General features: G+C 42.1%; 20 protein-coding genes and 1 rRNA gene. 17 read left to right on the forward strand and 4 right to left on the reverse strand.

Annotated features, from left to right (window positions below; all coding sequences use genetic code 11):
- A 16S ribosomal RNA gene (locus V7K27_RS29585) occupies nucleotides 1–94 on the reverse strand; the annotation flags it as partial.
- A gap of 1,216 nt (nucleotides 95–1,310) precedes the next feature.
- On the opposite strand from V7K27_RS29585, the gene rsmA reads away from it, so the two are divergent.
- From rsmA to V7K27_RS29630, 9 genes are all read left to right on the forward strand, one after another.
- Nucleotides 1,311–2,159: a 16S rRNA (adenine(1518)-N(6)/adenine(1519)-N(6))-dimethyltransferase RsmA gene (rsmA, locus tag V7K27_RS29590; protein WP_334952056.1), complete on the forward strand. Its 849-nt coding sequence runs from the start codon at nucleotides 1,311–1,313 to the stop codon at nucleotides 2,157–2,159.
- Nucleotides 2,160–2,259: 100 nt separating this feature from the next.
- Complete coding sequence (ispE, locus tag V7K27_RS29595) at nucleotides 2,260–3,213, forward strand: 4-(cytidine 5'-diphospho)-2-C-methyl-D-erythritol kinase (protein WP_334952057.1); 954 nt, start codon at nucleotides 2,260–2,262, stop codon at nucleotides 3,211–3,213.
- Between the two features lie 46 nt (nucleotides 3,214–3,259).
- The gene (locus V7K27_RS29600; RefSeq protein WP_334952058.1) at nucleotides 3,260–3,592 is read left to right on the forward strand and encodes a DUF3082 domain-containing protein; all 333 of its coding nucleotides are present in this window, start codon (nucleotides 3,260–3,262) and stop codon (nucleotides 3,590–3,592) included.
- A 455-nt stretch (nucleotides 3,593–4,047) separates the two neighbouring features.
- Nucleotides 4,048–4,920, forward strand: coding sequence for an S-methyl-5'-thioadenosine phosphorylase (locus V7K27_RS29605; protein WP_334952059.1), 873 nt, complete (start codon nucleotides 4,048–4,050; stop codon nucleotides 4,918–4,920).
- Between the two features lie 215 nt (nucleotides 4,921–5,135).
- A complete protein-coding gene (locus V7K27_RS29610) occupies nucleotides 5,136–5,603 on the forward strand; it encodes a MarR family winged helix-turn-helix transcriptional regulator (protein ID WP_334952060.1) in 468 nt (155 codons plus the stop codon).
- Nucleotides 5,604–5,765: 162 nt separating this feature from the next.
- The gene (locus V7K27_RS29615; RefSeq protein WP_334952061.1) at nucleotides 5,766–7,232 is read left to right on the forward strand and encodes an HlyD family secretion protein; all 1,467 of its coding nucleotides are present in this window, start codon (nucleotides 5,766–5,768) and stop codon (nucleotides 7,230–7,232) included.
- Nucleotides 7,233–7,490: 258 nt separating this feature from the next.
- Entirely contained in the window at nucleotides 7,491–8,750 is a 1,260-nt protein-coding gene (locus V7K27_RS29620; protein ID WP_334952063.1) for an MFS transporter, read from the forward strand.
- A gap of 490 nt (nucleotides 8,751–9,240) precedes the next feature.
- Nucleotides 9,241–10,821, forward strand: a complete 1,581-nt coding sequence (locus V7K27_RS29625) for a DHA2 family efflux MFS transporter permease subunit (protein ID WP_334952064.1) — start codon at nucleotides 9,241–9,243, stop codon at nucleotides 10,819–10,821.
- A 48-nt stretch (nucleotides 10,822–10,869) separates the two neighbouring features.
- On the forward strand, nucleotides 10,870–11,436 hold the full coding sequence (locus V7K27_RS29630; RefSeq protein WP_334952065.1) for a Uma2 family endonuclease: 567 nt from the start codon (nucleotides 10,870–10,872) through the stop codon (nucleotides 11,434–11,436).
- 146 nt (nucleotides 11,437–11,582) lie between these two features.
- On the opposite strand, the gene V7K27_RS29635 is transcribed toward V7K27_RS29630, so the two are convergent.
- The gene (locus V7K27_RS29635; protein WP_334952066.1) at nucleotides 11,583–12,812 is read right to left on the reverse strand and encodes a tetratricopeptide repeat protein; all 1,230 of its coding nucleotides are present in this window, start codon (nucleotides 12,810–12,812) and stop codon (nucleotides 11,583–11,585) included.
- A gap of 434 nt (nucleotides 12,813–13,246) precedes the next feature.
- Between V7K27_RS29635 and V7K27_RS29640 the strand changes: the two genes are divergently transcribed.
- Together V7K27_RS29640 and V7K27_RS29645 are read left to right on the forward strand one after the other, a co-directional pair.
- Entirely contained in the window at nucleotides 13,247–14,050 is an 804-nt protein-coding gene (locus tag V7K27_RS29640; protein WP_334952068.1) for a sensor histidine kinase, read from the forward strand.
- 21 nt (nucleotides 14,051–14,071) lie between these two features.
- Nucleotides 14,072–16,531, forward strand: coding sequence for a GGDEF domain-containing response regulator (locus V7K27_RS29645; RefSeq protein ID WP_334952069.1), 2,460 nt, complete (start codon nucleotides 14,072–14,074; stop codon nucleotides 16,529–16,531).
- A gap of 208 nt (nucleotides 16,532–16,739) precedes the next feature.
- On the opposite strand, the gene V7K27_RS29650 is transcribed toward V7K27_RS29645, so the two are convergent.
- A complete protein-coding gene (locus V7K27_RS29650) occupies nucleotides 16,740–17,234 on the reverse strand; it encodes a hypothetical protein (protein WP_334952071.1) in 495 nt (164 codons plus the stop codon).
- Between the two features lie 81 nt (nucleotides 17,235–17,315).
- Nucleotides 17,316–17,510 (reverse strand): hypothetical protein, encoded by a 195-nt coding sequence (locus V7K27_RS29655; RefSeq protein WP_099098922.1) that lies wholly within the window; start codon nucleotides 17,508–17,510, stop codon nucleotides 17,316–17,318.
- A 124-nt stretch (nucleotides 17,511–17,634) separates the two neighbouring features.
- On the opposite strand from V7K27_RS29655, the gene V7K27_RS29660 reads away from it, so the two are divergent.
- From V7K27_RS29660 to V7K27_RS29685, 6 genes are all read left to right on the forward strand, one after another.
- Nucleotides 17,635–18,012, forward strand: coding sequence for a hypothetical protein (locus V7K27_RS29660; RefSeq protein WP_334952072.1), 378 nt, complete (start codon nucleotides 17,635–17,637; stop codon nucleotides 18,010–18,012).
- Nucleotides 18,013–18,159: 147 nt separating this feature from the next.
- A complete protein-coding gene (locus tag V7K27_RS29665; RefSeq protein WP_334952073.1) occupies nucleotides 18,160–19,059 on the forward strand; it encodes a YihY/virulence factor BrkB family protein in 900 nt (299 codons plus the stop codon).
- Nucleotides 19,060–19,150: 91 nt separating this feature from the next.
- The gene (locus V7K27_RS29670) at nucleotides 19,151–19,657 is read left to right on the forward strand and encodes a DUF4112 domain-containing protein (RefSeq protein WP_334952074.1); all 507 of its coding nucleotides are present in this window, start codon (nucleotides 19,151–19,153) and stop codon (nucleotides 19,655–19,657) included.
- A gap of 19 nt (nucleotides 19,658–19,676) precedes the next feature.
- Nucleotides 19,677–20,609 (forward strand): alpha/beta fold hydrolase, encoded by a 933-nt coding sequence (locus tag V7K27_RS29675; RefSeq protein WP_334952079.1) that lies wholly within the window; start codon nucleotides 19,677–19,679, stop codon nucleotides 20,607–20,609.
- Nucleotides 20,610–20,998: 389 nt separating this feature from the next.
- Nucleotides 20,999–21,139 carry a hypothetical protein gene (locus V7K27_RS29680; protein WP_334952076.1) on the forward strand — a complete coding sequence of 47 codons (141 nt, stop codon included), beginning with the start codon at nucleotides 20,999–21,001 and terminating at the stop codon, nucleotides 21,137–21,139.
- Between the two features lie 376 nt (nucleotides 21,140–21,515).
- Nucleotides 21,516–22,181, forward strand: a complete 666-nt coding sequence (locus V7K27_RS29685; RefSeq protein WP_334952078.1) for a class I SAM-dependent methyltransferase — start codon at nucleotides 21,516–21,518, stop codon at nucleotides 22,179–22,181.
- Nucleotides 22,182–22,277 lie beyond the last annotated feature (96 nt).

Raw genomic sequence — 22,277 nt, forward strand, 5'->3', positions numbered from 1 at the left:
GTCCGCCACTAAACCCCGAAAGGTTTCGTTCGACTTGCATGTGTTAAGCATACCGCCAGCGTTCATCCTGAGCCAGGATCAAACTCTCCGTTTTGTTGTGTTTCGAGTTTGTGGCTCCGAAAAAAAATATTTCCCGGAATCCTAGTTATAATTTCGATTATCTTTTTGGGAAATCCCAAAAGTAAAATCTTTTGACGAGGATTGGTTTTTTCTTAAGCTTTCAAAGTATTATTTTTTTCTAGGTTCAGCGGTGGTTGGCGTCTGTCGCCTTTCCACTCAACTAGAGTAACTAGTCATCCCCTAGTTTGTCAAGGGGTAAAATTATTTTTTTTTCTAAAAGGGCAAATCTCTTGACTGGCATTACTTTCAGGTGAATGGGTTAAGCAACAGGAGAGAGGTGAAAGCGAAGTGGCTAAACCTTCCTGTATGAATAATGCACGTTGCTAGTTTGTCTCCATATATTAGGATCTGATGCAGATTGAGTGATTATGGTGATAATTATCGAAAGAGGCAGGGGCAGTGTTGCTGGAGGGATTTACCCTGAATCCAAATGCTCGAACTAACTATGGTAATCCGCTTTGATTATTGAACTGACTTGCGTAGGCTGGGAGTAGGGAATAGGGAGCTGACTTTTCACGTCATGTGGAAAAGCTAACGCGAAACCTAACCCCCCAGCCCCCTTCCCTACAAGGGAATGGGGAGAATTCAAAGCCTCTCTCCTGCAAGGAGAGAGGTTTAGAGAGAGGTTTTCGAGATCCCGTGAAAAGTCAGAATAGGGAGTGGGGAGTAGGGAATAAGCCTTTTCGATTAGTACTTAATTTGTTCAAAAATCAAATAGGAGTCCTATATATAAGATCATAATTGTTGCGGAGCTTGCGCTCTAAGACTCTCATCCTACAGTTGGTTGGCGCTTGTATCGACATTCGAGTAGTCGAAGAGGCTATGCGATCGCTACCACTACGTTTGCGGAGCGTTTCGTAGAAAAGATAGGCAGTCCCTTATATGAAGATCCGTTACAGTGAGTCTAGCGCCGTAGACGGATTTCACAATCTATAAAGTAGTAATTTTGTCAAGATTATGAGCAAGAAATTTGAGGAAGTGGAAAAAAGAAAAATTACTGCAATGAATCCAGAAGTTTAAGTGCGTTGGCGTACTTCTACGGGGAAGCAAGCTCGCAGCATCTGGTAGAGAAGCCTTGCTGTTGGCATTGCCTCTCGTAAAGAAGATATCGCCATAATAATTGTCGAATCAGATTTTTTAACCAGAATTTTTGAGAAAAAGCTAAAAACTAGACTAGGCAAGAAATACAGATGATCCGACCGCGTAAGGTCTTTGCTCAACATTGGCTCAAAAGTGAAAAGGCGCTCGACGCAATTATTCAAGCAGCAGAGTGTAAAGAAAACGATCGCTCCGCCAATGCCAAGGGCGATCGCATCCTGGAAATTGGGCCAGGAACCGGCATTCTGACTCGTCGTTTATTACCCTTAGTGCAATCTCTGGTTGCAGTTGAAATAGACCGCGACTTATGCGAACTATTGGCCAAGCAACTTGGTAAGACTGAAAATTTTTTACTGCTGCAAGGCGATTTTCTCACTCTGGATTTACCATCTTATCTGGTAGCCTTTGCCAATTTCCAACAGCCAAATAAAGTAGTGGCCAATATTCCCTACAACATTACAGGGCCAATTATTGAGAAACTACTGGGTACGATCGCTAACCCCAACCCCGAACCATTTGACTCAATAGTGTTGCTGGTACAAAAAGAAGTAGCAGAAAGGTTGTATGCTAAACCAGGATCAAAAGCATTTGGGGCGTTGAGCGTGCGGGTTCAGTATTTGGCTGAGTGTGAGTTAATCTGCACAGTTCCAGCGGCCGCATTCCATCCACCACCAAAAGTCGATTCAGCAGTGGTGCGATTGCGCCCCCGAAAAATAGAAATACCAGCATTTAACCCAAAACAGTTAGAGAATTTCTTAAAGTTGGGGTTTGGTGCCAAGCGCAAAATGTTACGAAATAATTTGCAATCAGTTATTGAACGCGATCGCCTGAGCCACTTACTGGAACAATTAGAAATAAATCCCCAAGCCAGAGCCGAAGACCTCAGCGTTCAGCAATGGGTAATCGTAGCAAATGAGTTAGGAGTTAAAAGTGAGGAGTGAGGAGTTAAGAGTGAATATATAGATGATTGCTTTGATTCAAAACCCAAAATTCAGCCATTCACACCTAGCAACCCATAACCCCTAACTTCTAACTTTCAAAATGCTTTCCTACAGCCTAATTGCCCCTGCTAAAATCAACTTGTATCTGGAAATCCTTGGCGACCGCTCCGATGGCTATCATGAGTTAGCCATGATACTTCAAAGTATTGGTCTTGCAGATCAAATTGATGTGCGTTCCATCAGCACTGAGAGCATAGTTGTTCACTGCAACCACCCACAAGTACCGACAGATAAAAGTAATCTGGCATACCGCGCGGCAGAATTAATGGTGAGGCAATTTCCTAAAGCCTTTGCTAAATATGGGGGCGTAGAGATTACTGTCAACAAGCAGATTCCTGTAGCTGCTGGGTTGGCTGGAGGTTCGACGAATGCAGCCGCTGTGTTGGTGGGGATAGATTTACTGTGGAAATTGGGATTAACTCAGTCAGAATTAGAGGAGTTGGGAGGTACACTTGGTTCAGATGTACCATTTTGTGTAGCGGGTGGAACTGCGATCGCCACAGGTAGAGGTGAGCAACTTTCTCCTCTGCCCAGTTTGGATAATATATATATAGTGTTGGCAAAATACCGCAGCCTGGAAGTTTCCACCGCTTGGGCATACAAAACCTATAGAGAGCAATTTGGTAATTCTGATCTTAGAGATAGCGACAACTTGGCAGCCCGTGCTAGTGCAGTTCATTCTGGAGCAATAGTAAAAGCTATCCTGGATAAAGATGCGGGAGAAATTGCCCAAAAACTGCACAATGATTTAGAGCGCGTGGTATTGCCAGCCTATCCCCAAGTCTTGCAACTGCGAGAGGTGTTTGCAAATCAAGAAGGCGTTTTAGGAACAATGATGTCTGGTTCGGGGCCAACAGTATTTGCTCTTTTTGAGTCTCAACAGCAGGCAGAAGAAGTTAAGCTGCAAGTGAGGGAAGCAATTATTGATGAAGACTTAGAATTGTTTGTGACTCGGACAATTACACATGGTATTCAGGTGGTATCTTCAGTTTAAATAAATAGAATTATTCCTAATGCTCCAATCTAAAATCTAAAATGTTATGAATGACCAAAATTTAACACCACAAACAGATACTAAAGTACAGGTGACAGCAAGTCCGTTACGCTGTTTTACTGGGGCGGTGATTTCGGGAGGAATGGGATTTGCAGTGTATTCGCTGATGATTGCGATCGCTACAAATTTTGCTACTAAACCTATCCATTCAATTAATCCATTAGTGGTGAAGATTTCTTCTGCTGTTCGGACTTTGGTTGTTGGCGTAGTTGCTTTGGGAAGCGGAATATTTAGTATAGTGGCAATTGGTTTGTTGGCTTTGGGAGTGCAATTATTAATACAGCAGTTGACGAAAGAAAAAAGTAGTGAAAACTCGTAATTTTGTCAAATTATTTCTGATTTGCCGCATTTGATATAGCGGTTCTCGGCCCTTGTGAGGTACAAGAACCCCACCCCCAACCCCCTCCCCGCTCTTCGAGAGGGGGCTAAGATGTACCTCATGTGATTAGGAAACGTTATAACCCTCTTCTGTCACTCTCCGAGAGGGCGATTGCTAGAAGCCTAATGAGGCAATCAATACAAGCTATACTATTAGAACAAAATGGGTCTTGTATTTGTTATTAGAAAAGAATCGCGCGTAGGCGTAGCCCGTCGTAGACATCGCTTGCTATACAAAAACTCTAGAATCCAGAAATGGCAAATGTTTTCGGAGAGGGACAGAAGAGGGTTAATTCAAATATTGCGTAGTAAACATCGCTTTATTTTCTGCCTTTTCTGCTACTCCCCTTTTCGATAAAATAACTTAGCAGATCAGCAAGGAACGAGTTTAGAATCATGGCTCAAGCTAGTGTTGGGATTATTGGTGGTAGCGGTCTGTATAAAATGGACGCGCTCCAAGATGTCGAAGAAGTGGAAGTCCAGACCCCCTTTGGTTCACCATCTGATGCTTTGATTCTGGGGACTTTGGATGGTACACGGGTAGCTTTTTTGGCGCGTCATGGCCGCAATCACACGCTTTTACCTTCTGAGTTACCGTTTCGCGCTAATATCTATGCGATGAAGCAATTAGGTGTGGAGTATTTAATCTCAGCTAGTGCTGTGGGTTCCTTGAAAGCAGAAGCCAAACCACTGGATATGGTGGTGCCAGATCAGTTTATTGATCGGACAAAAAATCGGATTTCAACGTTTTTCGGTGAGGGAATTGTTGCTCACATTGCCTTTGGTGATCCGATTTGTAAGAACTTAGCTGTTGTGTTGGCAGATGCGATCGCATCTCTCAATTTACCAGAAGTTACTCTGCATCGCGGCGGTACTTATGTGTGCATGGAAGGGCCGGCTTTTTCCACTAAGGCAGAATCGAATCTTTACCGCAGTTGGGGTGCAACAATCATTGGTATGACGAATTTACCAGAGGCGAAGTTGGCAAGGGAAGCTGAAATTGCTTATGCAACTTTAGCGCTGGTGACAGATTACGATTGTTGGCATCCAGACCATGACAGTGTAACGGTGGAAATGGTGATTGGCAATTTGCTGCGGAATGCTGTGAATGCTCAAAAGGTGATTCAAGAAACTGTGCGGCGGTTGAGTAAAAATCCACCTTCGAGTGAGGCGCATTCGGCGTTAAAATATGCGATTTTGACTCAGTTAGATAAAGCACCAACGGCAACGAAGGAAAAGTTAGGGTTATTGTTGGAGAAGTATCTGTAGTATTAGTGATGAATAAGCGATCGCTACGAGGGGCTATTGGTGACGCACCATCATCTAAAATCATACAGGCGATCGCAGTTTTTTAACAGATTTGAAAAGCTACAGTCAAAGAAAACCAGTTGATTCAAGTTCTTCTCTAAGAGCGATGGAAAGCCACTATTGCTAAATCTAGTTAGTCCAGTTAAGATAATATTACGTGTACTAAGCATTTTTCAATGATTTCTACATCTAATCACTCCTCAGCTTTAGACTCGTGGCAGCATAATCTGGCACCATACAATTTAGGCTACAGAATCAAATTAGTCTCACAACTGCTCACTCGCAAGTTTACTGAGAGGCTAGAACCGTTTGGACTTACGCCATTTCACTGGTTGGTGTTGTGCTGTTTGTGGCAAGAAAATGGTTTACCTACTTCTAGTATTGGGGACAAACTCAAACAAGTGGGAGGGACTTTAACAGGCGTACTAGATCGGATGGAAGAACGCGGCTTGGTGCGTCGAGAACGCGACACCCACGATCGCCGCATCTGGCGAATCTGGCTCACGGATGCAGGTAAGGAACTAGAAGCTATCTTACCGCCAATCGCCGCAGCCGTGCGTGATGAAGCAATGGACGGTATTTCTTTTGCTGACCGGGAAGTGTTTTCTCAAATCTTGAATCGGGCGATCGCTAATCTCTCCTAAAGATGATCTCACAATCACCCGACCGGGTGAGGCACTATAAAGATTTGTTTTGAGATAATATTACGCATACTAAGGAAATAAGGATTTTTTTCATAAAATACTACGCATTCTAAATAAACGACTATCAATCAAATTATTGAACGAACAAGGAAGTTAACAATCATGGGTGCTAATACTTTGAACGGACGCAACGGACACAAGACCCCAATTTTAGAAAAAGAAGTGATTCCTGATTCAGAGACTTTAGAAGTTGTGACAGCAGAGACATCCGCAACAGCAGAAGCACCTGTTGTAACTCCTGAGATCGAGAAAGAAGTTCCAGCGAAGCGGAAAAAACCGACTGGTTTAATTTTGGCAGCATTAGGCGTGGGTGCGATCGCGGCAGGTACTTTTGGTTATCACTACTGGCAATATGCCTCCACCCACCAGGAAACAGACAACGCCACCGTTGCGGGAAACATTCACCAAATTAGTAGCCGCATTCCCGGAACTGTAAGTGAAGTGCTGGTGAATGATAACCAACTGGTGCAACCGGGACAATTGTTGGTGAAGTTAGATCCACGAGACTATCAAAGTAAAGTGCAACAAGCCGCAGCTGCGCTAGAAAATGCGCGTGGACAGGCGCAAGCCGCCCAAGCAAATATTGCTTTAACTTCACAAACCACCAGTGGTAAGACAAGTCAAGCGCAGGGAGATGTTAGCAGTGCTGTTGCAGCAATTTCTACAGCCCAAGCAGCAGTACAAGAAGCCCAAGCTGGGATACCGGCGGCGCAAGCTGAAGTCAGACTAGCCCAAGCGGGGATTCCCGCCGCCCAAGCGCAGGTAGCGCAAGCAAATGCGAATTTGGAAAAAGCTCAAACAGATTACAATCGTTACAACGAATTGTATAAAACAGGTGCGATTCCTCGTCAGCAATTAGATACAGCCAAGGCAGCTTATGATGTGGCTACGGCACAAAAAAACGCCGCTATTCAGGGAGTAGAACAAGCCCAAGCCAAGTTATCCTCCGCGAAAGTTGGTGTCGCCAAAGCCCAGTCTCAATTAGCACAAGCCCAAGAAAATGTCACCAACGCCCAAGCTAAATTGGCAGCATCCAAGGGAGGATTGCAACAAGCTACCGCCGGCGGACAAGATACAACAGTAAAACGTAGTCAATATGATGCGGCAAAAGCGGCGATCGCGCAATCAGAAGCATCGCTCAAAGACGCACAATTGCAACTATCTTATGCCAATGTTACCGCCCCCAGTGCCGGACGCATAGGTAGGAAAAACGTAGAAGTTGGCAACCGAGTCCAATCGGGAACACCATTAATGGCGATCGTGGATAACCAATATTGGGTAGTTGCGAACTTCAAAGAAACCCAATTAGAAAAGATGCGCCCAGGAGAGCCAGTAGAAATTAAGCTGGATACTTTCCCTCATCATACCTTTGTTGGTCGTGTTGACAGTGTTTCCCCAGCTTCCGGCGCTCAGTTTGCCTTATTGCCACCGGATAACGCTACAGGTAACTTTACTAAAGTTGTCCAACGCATCCCAGTAAAAGTAGTTTTTGACCAAAAGAGCATTCAAGGATACGAATCGCGGATTACTCCGGGGATGTCTGCGGAAGTTGCTGTGGAAGTTAAGTAATACCATGTTCGGTAAATTACCCATAAAGAACCCCAACCCCTCCCCGCCTGCGGGGAGGGGAGCTAAAAGTACAGCTTTGGCGGGGTGGGGTTCGAGGTTTTATGGTTAATTGCTCGGACATCATTAATACCAAATTGCCTGCAAAACAGATGAAAAACCTCTTTCTGGCTGTGATATGCTCCTACATCTATAGAGAGGCGTATAGAGTTGAGGTGAGATGATATTTATGAAAGCAGATTGGTATCAAGCAAGCCTTAGATGAAAAAACCGCTACTACCTGCATTAAGGTCAAAAAACTACCGTCTGTTTTTTGCCGGACAAGGTATTTCCCTAATTGGGACGTGGATGACGCAACTTGCCACGATTTGGCTAGTTTATGACTTAACAAAGTCCCCATTAATGCTAGGAGTTGTGGGATTTTCGAGTCAAATTCCTAACTTTTTTTTAGCTCCCTTTGGCGGAGTATTTGTAGATCGCTTTTCTCGGTATCGTACCTTAATTGGTACGCAAGTCTTGGCGATGATTCAATCGTTAACATTAGCAGTGCTGGCGCTAACTGGTGTGATTGAGGTATGGCACATCATCGTCTTGAGTTTGTTTCAAGGATTTATTAACGCCTTAGATGCGCCAGCCCGCCAAGCATTTGTGCCAGAATTGGTTGAACGCAGAGAAGATTTAGGCAATGCGATCGCGATCAATTCGACGATATTCAACGGTGCTAGATTAATTGGCCCTGCGATCGGGGGTTTATTAATTGCTCGCGTTGGAACTGGCTATTGTTTTTTAATTGATGGTTTGAGCTACATTGCTGTAATCGCCGCTTTATTGGCGATGCAAGTTAAACCTTGGAAAAATTCGGTAACTGACGGTAATCCCTTGCAAAAAGTCAAAGAGGGATTTGTATATGCCTTTAGCTTCCCACCCATTCGATCTGTCTTATTGCTATCAGCTTTAGTTAGTCTTATGGGACTGCAAAACACTATTCTCGTCCCAGTTATGGCAGAACAAGTTCTCAAAGGTGGTGCAGAAACATTGGGCTTTTTGATGGCTGCATCTGGAGTTGGAGCCTTAACTGGTGGTATTTATCTAGCTACGCGCCAAACAATCTTAGGAATTGGGAAATTGATTGCCTTAGCTCCAGCAATTTTAGGAATTGGTCTAATTGCTTTTGCTTTGTCTAGATTTTTACCACTTTCTTTATTTACAATGTTATTTGTTGGCTTAGGAACAATTCTCCAGATTGCTGCTAGCAACACATTTTTACAAACAATTGTTGAGGACGACAAACGTGGGCGATTGATGAGCTTATACACAATGTCATTTTTGGGGATGATTCCCGTGGGTAATTTATTAGGAGGTTTACTAGCAAGTCATATTGGTGCTTCAAACACTTTAATAATTGATGGTATAGCTTGTATTATCGGGTCGATGGTTTTTAGCAGACAGTTGCCTGCTTTAAGGAAAATAATGCGTCAAATTTATGAGCAAAAAGGGATTATCATGACTCAAGAAGTTTAAGAGGTTGTTTGAAAAGTGTTTCGCTGTGACTTTAGGCACTTTTAGATCCCCCCTAACCCCCCGATAAATTGGGGGGAACCAGAATCAAAGTCCCCCAATTTATCGGGGGATTTAGGGGGATCTAAAACTATTTGATACCGAGAATAGGACTTTTCAAACATCCTCTAAGATAGTTAACCGTAGTTAGATTTAGATTTATGTTATACCACTTTGCAGTTGAGTCAAATACAGACCTAACCCCCAACCCCTTACGCCAGGTGCTTCAAGTCGGCAGAGCCGCCCAACGCACTGGCTCCCCTACTAGCGTTGGGGAGTAAGATTCAAAGCCTCTCTCCTCGTAGGAGAGAGGTTTGGAGAGAGGTCAAAATTCCAGCGAGAACCTCTATAATGAGCTTTTTTCGACTACTCATATTGTAATTTCGCCGCGCAGAGAGAAAGAGAATATTTAATAACACTTTTTACCCGTTAACTTTGAAACAGGAAAAACACTATGGCTAACACAGGTGTAATTGGTCAGCAAGTACCACCAGAACGTGTACCGCTAAAAACCTGGATTGGTGTATTAGCCAGTATGCTTGGTGCATTTATGGCGGTATTAGATATTCAAATAACTAATGCTTCGCTGCAAGACATTCAAGCAAGTTTAGGAGCCACTCTAGAAGAAGGTTCTTGGATTTCTACAGCGTATCTCGTGGCAGAAATTGTGGTAATTCCTCTAACAGGATGGTTATCACGGGTGTTTTCTCTGCGACGTTATCTGTTAGTGAATACTGCATTATTTATTTTCTTTTCTATATGCTGTGGTTGGTCGTGGGATCTCAATTCTATGATTTTCTTTCGGGTTTTACAAGGTTTTAGTGGAGGAGTATTAATTCCCACCGCTATGACAGTTGTATTAACAACTTTACCTCAATCTAAGCAATCAATTGGGCTGGCGGCATTTGGGTTTAGTGCAGTTTTTGCACCCTCAATTGGCCCGACATTGGGAGGTTGGTTAACAGAAAATTTTGGTTGGGAATACAACTTTTATATAAATGTAATTCCAGGGGTATTAATGCTGGCTGGCGTTTGGTATGGAATTAAGCAAGAACGACCCCAAATTAATTTACTGAAACAAGGAGACTGGTGGGGAATTATTGCAATGGCTATTGGATTAGGTTCCCTGCAAGTTGTTTTAGAAGAAGGTAGTCGCAAAGATTGGTTTAGTTCAACGCTGATTGTGCGCTTAAGTGCGATCGCGGTAATTTTTTTAGCCGTCTTTTTCTTTATAGAATTAACTCGTAAGCAACCATTTATTAATTTACGGCTTGTGCTTAGGCGGAACTTTGGTTTAGCCAGTATTGTCAATGTGTCGCTGGGAGTAGGATTGTATGGTTCAATTTATATTTTACCTCTTTATCTTGCCCAAATTCAACAATACAATGCGCTGCAAATTGGTGAAGTATTAATTTGGGCTGGTATTCCCCAACTATTTATTATTCCCCTCATCCCCAAATTGATGCAACGTATTGATGTGCGGTTAATGGTAGCTGTTGGTGTTACTTTGTTTTCTATCAGTGCGTTTATGAACTCTGGAATGACTAATCAAACAGGATTAGATCAGTTACGTTGGTCGCAATTTGTGCGTGCAATGGGACAACCTTTAATTATGGTGCCGCTTAGTTCTATCGCCACTGCTGGATTGAGTCAACAAGAAGCAGGTTCAGCGAGTGGTTTATTTAATATGATGCGGAATCTAGGCGGTTCTATAGGAATTGCATCTTTAGCAACTTTATTAACTAATAGAGAGCAATTTCACTCGAATAGATTGGGTGATGGAGTATCTTTATATAACCCAGAAACTCAGCAGCGAATTGATCAGATGACACAGTATTTTATCAGTCGGGGAGCAGATTTGAGTACAGCACAAAATCAAGCGATCGCATCTATATCTAACATCGTCCGCCGAGAAGCATTTGTAATGGCTTTTAATGATTGTTTCTACTTTATTGGCATTGCTTTATTACTCAGTGGGATTGCCGTTTTATTCTTGAAAAAGGTGAAGCCCACTGGTGGCGCTGTCGCTCATTAAATTCGTTGTATGGGTTACAATGTTTGATAAAACGACTAAGGTACTAAAATGGTTATTAGTCAAAGTGAATACTATATCTCACCGGAAGAATATCTAGAAGGCGAGAAAGTAAGCGAAATCAAACACGAGTATATTGATGGGCAAGTCTATGCAATGGCAGGGGCAAGTGATGCTCATGTCACAGTTAGCATGAATGTATCTATGCTGCTGCGAAACCATCTCCGGGGTAGTGGTTGCCGTGTCTATATGTTAGACATGAAAGCACAAATAGATGTGATAAATCGCTATTTTTATCCTGATGTGATGGTGACTTGCGATACACGAGATAAAGAATTTGAATATTTTAAGTGCTATCCTTCCTTAATTATCGAAGTGCTTTCTGAGTCAACAGAAAGCTTTGACAGAGGGAAGAAATTTGCCAGCTACCGACACTTAGAATCACTACAAGAATATGTGCTAATTTCAACAGACGAAATGAGTATAGAATGCTTCCGCCGCAATCAGGAAGGAAATTGGGTACTTTACCTTTATGAAGAAGAAGAAATGCATTTAGCTAGCGTTGATTTTCGTTGTGCGATCGCAGCTATATATGAAGATGTATTATTAGTATCCTAATCATTCGACTTCAAACATTCTCTAAGAAATAAGTTCCCAACTCTTTGATTCGCTCTACCCAAGCCTTAACGTCATCAGCCGCTTTATCGAACAGCAATATTGGCGCCAGTCGTCAGAATACAGGAAAGGTATTCTGACCATGTTAGCTACAAATTTGCTTTCGACAGTTTTTCAATTTGCCCAGTAAAGTATGCTTCCTCATGTTTGAGTTGTTGCGCTAGTTCTAACCCTTTTTGAAAAGCTGTTAGTGCTTGAGGAAACTCTTTGCGTTCTAGATACAATTGCCCAATTTGATCATAAGCTTGCATCATCCCGTAAAAGTTGGCGGCTTGCGCCTGTATCTGCACAAGAATTTGGCTAGCCTGCAAAGCCGCGTCTGTTTGTCCTTGAGAACGATACAGCACAATTAATTTCTGCAAAGCATCACCAGCCCGAACGTACTCCCCTAATTGCCAAGCAGTAGTATAAGCTTCTTGATAATTTTTAAAAGCTTCTAATAGTAAGTTAGGATCTTTCTTTGCTAGAGATTCGTAATCTGAAGCGATCGCTAGCTTTAATTGTGGTATTTCAGTAAGATTATTTTCATTTACATAAATTTCTGCTAGTTTATTAAGTACATTCAATGACTGCTGCGGTTGGTTTGTCTGCTCGTAAATCTCAGCCAGTCGTTGCAGATATGTTACCTCGTTTACACGTTCGCCTTGGGAAGTCGCTAAACTCAGTAATTCCTCGTAGATTGGGGCGGCTTTGCGATAATCAAACCAACTTAAATGTAGTTCCCCAATTGTCTTGAGGATTTCTACTACTGCTGTGGGATTTTTTTGCTGTCGCACCACTAACAAAACTTGGTCGTAAGCTTCCACAGCTAGTTTAAGCGATCGCACATTTTGGTAAGCTTGACCTAGCGATCGCCACAATTCTAAATCAATTTCGGCAGTTGGTTTCTGAGATTCTGCCTGCTTTTGAATTGCTTGCAATCGCTGTGTAATATATTTTACTTCTTCGCTGTCGTTTTGATTCCACGCGATCGCCGCGACTCGTGATAATGCTTGCACCTCTGCTAATGAACCTAAAAAGCGTCGCAAGCGCAGTTCCCGGTTCCAAATTTCAAACGCCGCCACCTGATCCCCTGCTTGCAGTTTCGCTGCTGCTTCTTGGTTTAAGGCATCCAGCGCTGGTTCTAACTTTTGCCGTTCTTCGAGAGTTAACGGCTGTTTATCCTTGGGCAAACGTGGTAGCAGTGGATCGCCTGTGGTAATTTCTAGGGGACTAGGAGGAAATTCATCCGGTGGTTTGGGCTTTTTACTCTGTGCTAGCGTCAAGGAGTTGCTAAAGAGTATAGCGGCAGTAACAATCACAATTAAGCGTCTGAGCATGGGTACTTTACTTTGAGTTAGTTGGATGAAGTCAATTTAATATCAAGCTAATATGATTGAATATTCTTAAGTGCAATTATTGACAGTGCATACCACATTAGCATAATTTATGCAAGTGAAAATATCTGGAATCTGGCTGCGTAAATATACTGAATAATCCCACAAGATTTATTATTTACCTTCCCATGACTCAGAAAATATACGCTGCCAATAATTAACTAATGTGGATATCCTTTACTAAAGGTTGTTTTAAAAACCCCGGAAGGTATAATTTTGCCGTTCTGACTTAGGTCAACTGCAACGAAAAAACAAGGTTTCAGCCATGTACTGAGATGCTTCGCCGTCTGTAGGAGACGCTGCAATTCGACAAGGCTCTTTTACCACCCGAAGGGGTATAGTTCAGAATAGTTCAAACAGTTCAGGGTCAGCAGATTATGGAGGACATCCGAATGCTCACTACAGCTAGGGATAACGAAGAGAATGAGTTTTTGAAACAGCTGTCAATAGAGGCTGGTACCAGCGTTCATCAAACAAGTTTGCTGACTATTTTTGGCAGCATGATAGCTTCTGTTATCGTCGGTTCAGCGCGTAAACAATCAGAGGAGCAGATTAAAGCATTGCTTCAAGAAAAAGAAGTGCTGTTAAAAGAAATTCATCACCGGCTAAAAAATAATTTGCAGATTATTTCTAGTCTGCTCAACCTGCAAGCAGAGTATATCAAGGACAACCAAGCTATTCAGATATTCAAAGATAGCCAGAACCGGATTGAATCAATGGCTCTAATCCACGACAAACTGTATAAATCTAAAGACCTGTCAAGGATTAATTTTGCTGACTATATCCAAGACTTAGTAACTAATTTGTTTTATTCATACAACCTTAATTCTAGTGCTATTACCTTGAAAATCAACGTTGAGGATGTTTTCCTAGTCAGTGATGCGGCTATTCCTTGTGGCTTGATTATCAATGAACTTATTTCAAATTCTCTAAAACATGGCTTTCACCAAAGAAAATCAGGAGAAATTTGTATTGACTTTTGCTCCCTAGAAGCAAATTTATTTACACTTACTATCAGTGATAATGGCGTTGGTTTTGCCAAAGATTTTGACTTTCAGACTACAGAATCATTAGGTCTACGATTAGTAAAGGGTCTGACAAATCAGCTAAAAGGGAATATTGAGTTTAGCAGTAATAACGGAGTAGAGTTTAAAATTATATTTTCGACTAAAAATTTATAATCCCATAAATAAAACACAATCATGAGCAAGGTAAATATATTAATTGTCGAAGATGAATTCATTGTGGCAATGGATATCAAAAAGCGGCTAGAAAACTTTGGATACAGTGTTTTGGGTGTTGTCGATTCTGGAGAAGAAGCAATTGAAAAAGCAGCAGATAATTCTCTAGATTTAGTTTTAATGGATATTATCCTAAAGGGAAACATGGACGGTATCGAGTCCGCCCAGATAATTCATAATATTTTTAATATTCCAGTAATTTATCTCACTGTTGATGACGATGAAAAAACATTAGAACGAGCCAAAGTAACAGATCCATTTGGCTACATTATCAAACCTTTTAAAGAAAAAGAATTAAAGTTTAATATTGAAATTAGCCTATCGAAACATGAGATTCAAAAAAAATTAAAGCAGAGTGAACAATGGCTGAATACCATACTTAAAAGTATTGGGGATGGGGTGATTACTAGCGACGCATTAGGAACGGTGACTTTTATGAATCCTGTTGCGGAGATAATGACGGGTTGGAAATATGCAGATGCCTTTGGTAAAGAAGCAACAGAAGTATTCAATATTGCTGATGAAAAGACTCGTATAAAAATTGAAAGTCCGATAAGAGAAGTCCTTGAGTCTGGCGTTACTGTCCATTTACCAGAACCGACGATACTTATTGCTAGAAACGGTGTAGAAATACCAATTAATGATAGTATTGCACCGATTAAAGATGACGATGGTAACATCACGGGTGGAGTTTTGGTCTTTCAGGATATCACCGAGCGTAAGCAGGTATTGGAGACACTAGCGCATCGCCAGCAAGAATTCAAAGCACTAGTTGAAAATGCACCTGATATTATTTCCAGATTTAACACTCAATTGCGCTACGTTTACGTTAATCCAGTTATTGAAAAGGTTACAGGAATATCAGTCGAAACATTTATCGGCAAAACAAACGCAGAGTTAAATCTGCCGTCAGAATTTTCCGGGATATGCGATCATAAGCTCCAGCAAGTTCTCCAAACTAAGCAAGAAACTGAGTTTGAATGCAGTTTAGCGATCGCTTGGGAAACAAAACATTACCATACCCGTCTTGTTCCAGAATTGGGTAGCGATGGTTCAGTATATTCTGTTTTGAGTATCGCTCGGAACATTACTGCTTTAAAACTTGCCCAGGCGCAATTAATTCATGATGCCTTTCACGATCTACTAACCGGTCTGCCAAACCGCGCCTTATTTCTGGAACGGATAGAACGTGCGCTCATGTCGGCAAAACGACGTGTGGACTATATATTTGCTGTTCTCTTTCTAGACCTAGATCGCTTCAAAGTAGTCAACGATAGTCTCGGTCATATGATTGGCGATCAACTACTAACTGCGCTGGCTCGCACATTAGAAAATTGCCTACGTGCTGGAGACACAGTTGCCCGTCTAGGGGGAGATGAGTTTACAATTTTGCTTGATAATCTCACCAACATCGATGATGTAACAAACGTAGTGGAGCGGATACACGAAGCTCTGACATCTGCGTTCCAACTCAACGGGAATGAGGTATTTACCACCGTCAGCATTGGCATCGCCCTGAGTAATGCTAGTTACAACCGACCGGAGGAACTCCTGCGCGATGCTGACATTGCAATGTATCACGCTAAGACATCGGGTAAAGGATGCCATAAGATATTTGACTCAACCATGCACACCGAAGTCAGGAGACTATTAGAGTTAGAGATGGATCTACGACGGGCAATTGAACGCCAGGAGTTTCAGATTCACTACCAGCCAATTGTTTTGTTAGAAAATCACAAGATTATTGGCTTCGAGGCTCTCGTTCGTTGGCAGCACCCACAACACGGATTAGTTTTTCCAGACAGCTTTATTCCACTAGCAGAAGAAACTGGGCTGATTATCCCTATTGGTTATTGGGTACTCCGCGAGGCTTGTCGTCAGATGCACGCTTGGCAAATACAATTTCCTGTTGACCCACCCTTGACAATCAGTGTAAATATTTCCACTAAACAGTTTTCAGAACCTAAGCTGATTGAAAAAATTAACCAAATTGTGCAAGAAACTGACCTGGAGGCCAGCAATTTAAAACTGGAGATTACCGAAAGCGTACTTATGGGAAATATTCAATTAGCAAGTTTTATGATTTTGCAACTGCAAGAGATGAATATTCAATTACACTTAGATGATTTTGGCACAGGCTATTCATCCTTGAGTTACCTGCAACGTTTTCCAAGTAGTGCCTTGAAGATTGATCGTTCTTTTATTACCAAGATTGGTACTAATGGAGAAAACTTAGAGATTATTCAGGCGATCATCAGTCTAGCCCAAAGTCTAAATAAAGATGTAATAGCCGAGGGTGTAGAAACGGTGGAACAGCTAGCACAACTTAGAGCCATGAAATGCAAGTACGCGCAGGGATATTTTTTCTGCAAACCCCTAAATAGCAAGTCGATAGAGAGATTAATTGCATCTGGCATTTAACCGAGACAAGGATAGCGGCCGTGGCAATTTTAGATTTTAGATTTTAGATTAAAAATTATCTATGGGGTTTCCCCTTGTCCTCTTGGGTCATATCATGTCCGGGTGCTTACCCGTAATAAAAGAACCCCACCCCCAACCCCTAAGAGCCTGCGGGGAGGGGAGCTAAAGCGCAACTTTGGCTCTTTGGGGTTCTGGGTATTATGCTTAATTACTCGGACATGATATCACTCTCTTTTTCTCGTCCGACTCGTTCGCGTGTCAAGCTATCAATAGCATCACCCAAGGCAGTAGTTAGACTATTGCGGGTTTCGGCGTGGTTATCCTGCTCAGTTTTCAAAGCTTGCCAAAGGCGATCGCGTTCTTTGATTACGGCGATCAGTTTAGCTTGCAAGTCCTCCACAGATTTTAGTTGTTCTATTTCTTGTTGGATCGCCGTTACTGGTGTCCCAGCAGCCAGTGTTTCGATCTCAAGACCCTGAAGTTTATGCACGTCTGCCTTCAGGGATGCGATCGCCTGTTGGGATAGTTGGGCATCTGTGCGGCGTTGTTCGGCTTCTGTGTTATAAAGCTGACGCCATTTTTGGGCACTTTCCCAAGCCGCATCGCGATCGTGTTGAAGTCCCACCATCTGCTCTTTGAGTACCTGGATTTCTGTCAACCACTGTTGTGTTAAAGTTATCGTTTGATTAGTATTTTCAGTCATTATTACCCTCTTGCTTACTAAAAAGTACTAAAGTTAGATTTTTCGTCATTTATCAATCAGTTTTACCAATCTGAATACTATTTACTGTTGCCTTCCTTTCTTTTCATCCAGTGCTTTTTGAATAGCTTCTCTACAGAATTCAGGAGGATTGTCTTGTTGCTGTACTTCCTCTTTCATGGATTTTGTCATGCGTAAGTTCATCTTCTCGGTAAGCGGCTCCTCTCGTTCTGACTTAATTGGCTTTAAATTTTCAGGAGTTCCTTTAGGATTAGGCATTATTGAGAGATGTAAATATAGCTTGAATCTTTAGGAAGCGAAACATTAGAGTATTTATTCGATGGGTACAGAAGCCTGAGAAACTTGTTACCCACCGATACCACTTTTAAGGAATGGCTACTCTATGTTTACACGTTCGGAACTGGAAATCAAAACCATCAAAGAACTTCGTGACCTATGCTTACGCTACGGCATCAAACCAACTGGGAATAAAGGGTACAAAACTTCATGGATTACATCTTTGATGGTGTTCCCTCCTATGGCGTTATCCCAGTTTGAGAACGATAAAGGATTAAAACCTCCTACCTTTGCTTTCATGCAAGCACTGAGTAACGCTATAGATGAGATGAATGCACCAACCGATGAGCAAGCAGCGCTGATCAAAATCACGATGGAAGGGAGAATCATGAATTACCCAGACAGGTACACGCAAGAGAAGCTATTAGCTTTGCACAAAGCGAAAATGTATCTTGAAATGGCTATCGGTTTGCTGAGTCATTAGTCATTAGTCATTAGTCATGGGGCATGGGGCATGGTTATTGTCCCCCTGCTCCCCCACTCGGTATTCTTGCGGTAAAAAGATAAATGCGATCGCTATGCAAAATTTGGGAAAGTAGTTAAGAAACCTAACCAGTTTTAACTCTAAATTATGCCAAAACCTCGTTTTTTCCGCTTTTTTCTCCACCTCAATTGGCGCACCCTCAAAAAAACTTTTACCAGGACAATCGAAAGACGACTCTTGGGACTCGCCTCGGAAATCGCCTTCAATGCCATGTTATCGCTGTTTCCAGCAATTCTTGCTTTCATCACAGCCATTGGCTTATTAGCAGAATCTTTGCAAGCCACCTTTAATAAACTGGCGGTTCAACTCAGTCAAGTTCTACCTGAACAAGCCCTGGATCTGATTCGTGATTTTGCCACTACAGAAATTACCAACTCCAAAAACAGTAGTTTGTTTTCTCTGAGCTTTATATTAGCAATTTGGGCTGCTTCTGGGGCGGTGAGTACCGCTATGACAGCCCTCGACCAAATCCATAAAATTCCTCCAGAAAAGATGCGCCCTTTTTGGAAAGCCAAGCTCGTCTCTCTAGGATTAACAGTCGGTACTATGTTGCTTTTAGTGTTGGCTTCTTTTTTAGTGTTTACCAGCGATTGGCTGTTGGGAATCGTAGTGCGCGAAAATGGTTCTTTGATCTTCTTGGTGCATCTTTGGCAGTTGTTACGCTGGCCTTTAGCTTTAACTATTGTTGCTGTCGCCTTTGGCTTTGTCTATCGCTATGGCCCAAGCCAGTGGAACTCAGGCACGCCAATGATGCCTGGAGCAATTTTAGCAGCTGTTTTCTGGGCAATATTGTCTGCCCTATTTCGGCTTTATGTGGCGAATTTTGGCAACTATAATAAAGTCTATGGTGCTGTAGGGGCTGTGATAGTTTTAATGCTCTGGCTTTCTATGAGCGCTGCTGTGTTGTTAATCGGCGATCAGTTGAATGTGACTGTGGGCGAAGATATGCGCCCACAGTCACATTCAGAATCTAACGAAAAATATTAATTAGCTACTTCGCTGAGAAAACTTTTGAGAAATCTCAGTAGGGGAGTAGAATGTCTAACGATTCAAATAAACTAAGTGAGCGATCGCCTTTATGCCTGATTCATCTTTTCGATCTTCGATCATTGAACCTGATGCCAAAGCACCTACCTTAAAGCGCCTGCGTCAATTAAGTAGACTGCTGGATAATGTTATTACTATTCCTGGCACGAAGATTGGTTTTGGTCTAGATCCAATTTTAGGACTCATACCTATTGGTGGTGATTTTTTGGGAGTCATGTTTTCTAGCTACATCATCCTAGAAGCGGCGCGGCTGGGTGTATCTAGAGCCACTTTAGGCAAAATGGTTTTGAATGTGATCGTTGATGGCTTGGTAGGCGCTATCCCAGTTTTGGGAGACTTGTTTGATTTTGCCTGGACAGCGAACAGTTATAATATCAAGTTATTGGAAGAGTACTTAAAGTTTCCCAGCCAGCAAAGGAGTGCAGACAGGTGGTTTATCTTTGCCGTTTTGGTTGGATTGTTGCTAACCTCTATTGTTTTAGTAGCATTACCCGTCATCCTAATTAGAATGTTGTGGAACGCCTTAACTGGTGGTTAAATTATTTATTGATAACCGAATGAAAGATTGGTGGCAAGTTACTTTTCCCAAAGGGCGGCAAAGTCTAATTATTACTGATGCTAAAGGCTATCCTGTACAAATTGCTTATGGCGAAAAAGGTAAAGGTAAACCGCTAATTTTATTACATGGCATGGGTAGTTGGAGCTATAATTGGCGGCACAGTATCGAACCACTATCTAAATATTATCGGGTAATTTGTTTTGATGCCAAAGGTTTTGGTTTTTCCGAAAAACCAGTGTTTCGTAGAGAACACAACGGTCATCAAGTTATTGAGTTTCAAAGAATTATTCAGGCATTGTGTGATGAACCCGCAGTGATTGTGGCTGAATCTCTGGGGGGATTAGTTGCCCTTGCTCTTGCTCAAGAAAATCCGCAATTAATCGGACGGCTTGTAGTAGTAAACGTACCAGTTTTTACCGAAAATCTACCCCATTGGGCTATGTGGTTACTTGCCCAAATGCCCTTGCAAATAATGCAAACAATTGACTCCTTACGTCTGGCATATTTGTTTGCACCTCTATTTAGAGAAATTATGGCAATAGAAAGACGTGCGGTATTATTTGATCCATCTATTTTGACACAGGAAGATGTCTATTGGATAACTTACCCGTTTATTGAATTGCCTGGTACGGTTGCAAAAGTCGCCGAAGAGTTACAAATAGCAGCACGAGAAATTGAGAATTGGCAAGCAAATAAGCCAAATATGCTCACCAAAATTCAAAATAACCTGAGTGCAATTAAGTGTCCTACACTAGTTTTGTGGGGCGATCAAGATAGTTGGTTTCCTGTTATTCATGGTGAAAAATTGCATCAGCATATCCCCAACTCTAAATTACAAATTTTGTCTAACTGCCGTCATGATGCCTCAGCTGGCGCTTTTAAGGAGTTGAATGCAGCAATTCTTGAGTTTTTACGGGAAACTAACTTTTGAAGAAGAATTCAGCTATTCAGAATTCAGAAGTCAGAATCAAGACGCTTGCGGACTCGCTCTAAGCGTACCCCTACGGGGAAGCAAGCTACGCGTAGCGTCTCTAAGAGTTGCTATGCCAAAGGCTTGACGTCGCGCTATCCGCCCTTCGGGTTCACCAGTCATACCGTTTTACTTTAATAATGATACAAATACGTTGGTAGGGGCACAGCAATGTTCCCTACGAGAAATCTATATGTATCAGGGTTTGTGTGAAATGGTATCACACAGAATTCAATTCTGAATTCTGGCGACTGGCGCCTTTATTCTGTCTGATAAAAAGAGAGTGGGAGGAAGCATATCAGTCAGCTTTCAAACTCCCACTCTGCCATTTGCTACTGAAGTGAACAGGAATGTATACAGACGTTGCCCGTTATTTGGGGGCTAATCCATACTTCGACAACAACGCCCGTAAGCATTTAATATTCCTGTTGCAGCAAATGCCAAACCTGATTATTGATATTTATCTGCTCAGAAAAATACTCTGCAAATAATTGATAGAGATAGTTTTTGATTTTTGTAAATCATTTAGTAGATAGTGTTTTACAAAAGGAATTTACTTACTTGGTAGTCCCTGATAACAAAACCCTTGAAGTCGTTTATCTTCTACAATTTAACTTGGTTAATCAGAATCGGGTTGCCATTTTGGCAGGTTTTTAAATTTCCTAAGGGACTGACAACAAATAAATTATCCAATCTTGTGGGGTGGGCAACATGAGCGCCTTCGGCTAAGGGCTCTCGTGTCGCCCACCCCACAAGAAATAGTTGAGTATTTTTTTATTTGTCAGTCCCTAAGCTTACTGGGGATTCCTGATAAACTACTATAGGGCGATAGTATAACTGTAGATTCTTTCAATTTTCTGAGCTACCATGCCAAAACAGTCTATAGGTCTTGATAACCAACTCTATAATTACCTTTTATCCGTTTCGCTGCGGGAACCGGAGATTCTTTTGAAGTTGCGCCAAGAAACGGCCAGCCATCCCCGAAGTGGAATGCAGATTTCACCAGAACAAGGGCAGTTTATGAGACTTTTGGTAGAGTTAATTGGAGCGAAGAAAACCCTGGAAGTTGGAGTGTTTACGGGTTATAGCTCACTTTCTGTAGCTTTGGCACTACCGGCTGATGGGAAAATTATCGCTGCTGATGTGAATGAAGAATTTACTGCGATCGCGCGCCGATATTGGCAAGAAGCCGGAGTTGCTGATAAAATCGATCTGCGATTGGCACCAGGTTTGGAAACTTTAGATCAACTGTTGGCAACTGGGCAAGCCGAGACATTTGATTTTGCCTTTATTGATGCTGATAAAGAAAATTATGACGGATATTATGAGCGATCGCTGCAATTGGTGCGTCCAGGTGGATTAATTGCGATCGATAATGTTTTATGGTCAGGACAAGTTGCTGACCCACAAAATCAAGATGAAAACACCCAAGCAATCCGGGCGCTCAACAAAAAGTTACATCATGACGAACGGATAACACTCTCACTCGTCCCCATCGCCGATGGACTTACTTTAGCAATCAAGCGACCTTAAGTAGGGGTTGCTGAAAAAGAAAGAGAAGCTCACAGAATATAGATTATCTGACCAAAGAAGTATATTCAGGTGCAAGACTTGAGGGTAAAATAGCCC

It is taken from the genome of Nostoc sp. (assembly GCF_036919575.1).
Taxonomy (GTDB): Bacteria; Cyanobacteriota; Cyanobacteriia; order Cyanobacteriales; family Nostocaceae; genus Nostoc.

Excerpts from the sequence above, each read along its gene's own strand:
- V7K27_RS29600 (WP_334952058.1), top strand. The coding sequence starts at position 3,260 with ATGAATGACCAAAATTTAACACCACAAACAGATACTAAAGTACAGGTG.
- V7K27_RS29620 (WP_334952063.1), top strand. The coding sequence starts at position 7,491 with ATGAAAAAACCGCTACTACCTGCATTAAGGTCAAAAAACTACCGTCTG.
- V7K27_RS29680 (WP_334952076.1), top strand. The coding sequence starts at position 20,999 with ATGTATACAGACGTTGCCCGTTATTTGGGGGCTAATCCATACTTCGAC.
- rsmA (WP_334952056.1), top strand. The coding sequence starts at position 1,311 with ATGATCCGACCGCGTAAGGTCTTTGCTCAACATTGGCTCAAAAGTGAA.
- V7K27_RS29660 (WP_334952072.1), top strand. The coding sequence starts at position 17,635 with ATGTTTACACGTTCGGAACTGGAAATCAAAACCATCAAAGAACTTCGT.
- V7K27_RS29610 (WP_334952060.1), top strand. The coding sequence starts at position 5,136 with ATGATTTCTACATCTAATCACTCCTCAGCTTTAGACTCGTGGCAGCAT.
- V7K27_RS29655 (WP_099098922.1), bottom strand. The coding sequence starts at position 17,510 with ATGCCTAATCCTAAAGGAACTCCTGAAAATTTAAAGCCAATTAAGTCA.
- V7K27_RS29635 (WP_334952066.1), bottom strand. The coding sequence starts at position 12,812 with ATGCTCAGACGCTTAATTGTGATTGTTACTGCCGCTATACTCTTTAGC.
- V7K27_RS29650 (WP_334952071.1), bottom strand. The coding sequence starts at position 17,234 with ATGACTGAAAATACTAATCAAACGATAACTTTAACACAACAGTGGTTG.
- V7K27_RS29685 (WP_334952078.1), top strand. The coding sequence starts at position 21,516 with ATGCCAAAACAGTCTATAGGTCTTGATAACCAACTCTATAATTACCTT.
- V7K27_RS29670 (WP_334952074.1), top strand. The coding sequence starts at position 19,151 with ATGCCTGATTCATCTTTTCGATCTTCGATCATTGAACCTGATGCCAAA.
- V7K27_RS29630 (WP_334952065.1), top strand. The coding sequence starts at position 10,870 with ATGGTTATTAGTCAAAGTGAATACTATATCTCACCGGAAGAATATCTA.
- V7K27_RS29665 (WP_334952073.1), top strand. The coding sequence starts at position 18,160 with ATGCCAAAACCTCGTTTTTTCCGCTTTTTTCTCCACCTCAATTGGCGC.
- ispE (WP_334952057.1), top strand. The coding sequence starts at position 2,260 with ATGCTTTCCTACAGCCTAATTGCCCCTGCTAAAATCAACTTGTATCTG.
- V7K27_RS29625 (WP_334952064.1), top strand. The coding sequence starts at position 9,241 with ATGGCTAACACAGGTGTAATTGGTCAGCAAGTACCACCAGAACGTGTA.
- V7K27_RS29675 (WP_334952079.1), top strand. The coding sequence starts at position 19,677 with ATGAAAGATTGGTGGCAAGTTACTTTTCCCAAAGGGCGGCAAAGTCTA.
- V7K27_RS29605 (WP_334952059.1), top strand. The coding sequence starts at position 4,048 with ATGGCTCAAGCTAGTGTTGGGATTATTGGTGGTAGCGGTCTGTATAAA.
- V7K27_RS29615 (WP_334952061.1), top strand. The coding sequence starts at position 5,766 with ATGGGTGCTAATACTTTGAACGGACGCAACGGACACAAGACCCCAATT.
- V7K27_RS29645 (WP_334952069.1), top strand. The coding sequence starts at position 14,072 with ATGAGCAAGGTAAATATATTAATTGTCGAAGATGAATTCATTGTGGCA.
- V7K27_RS29640 (WP_334952068.1), top strand. The coding sequence starts at position 13,247 with ATGGAGGACATCCGAATGCTCACTACAGCTAGGGATAACGAAGAGAAT.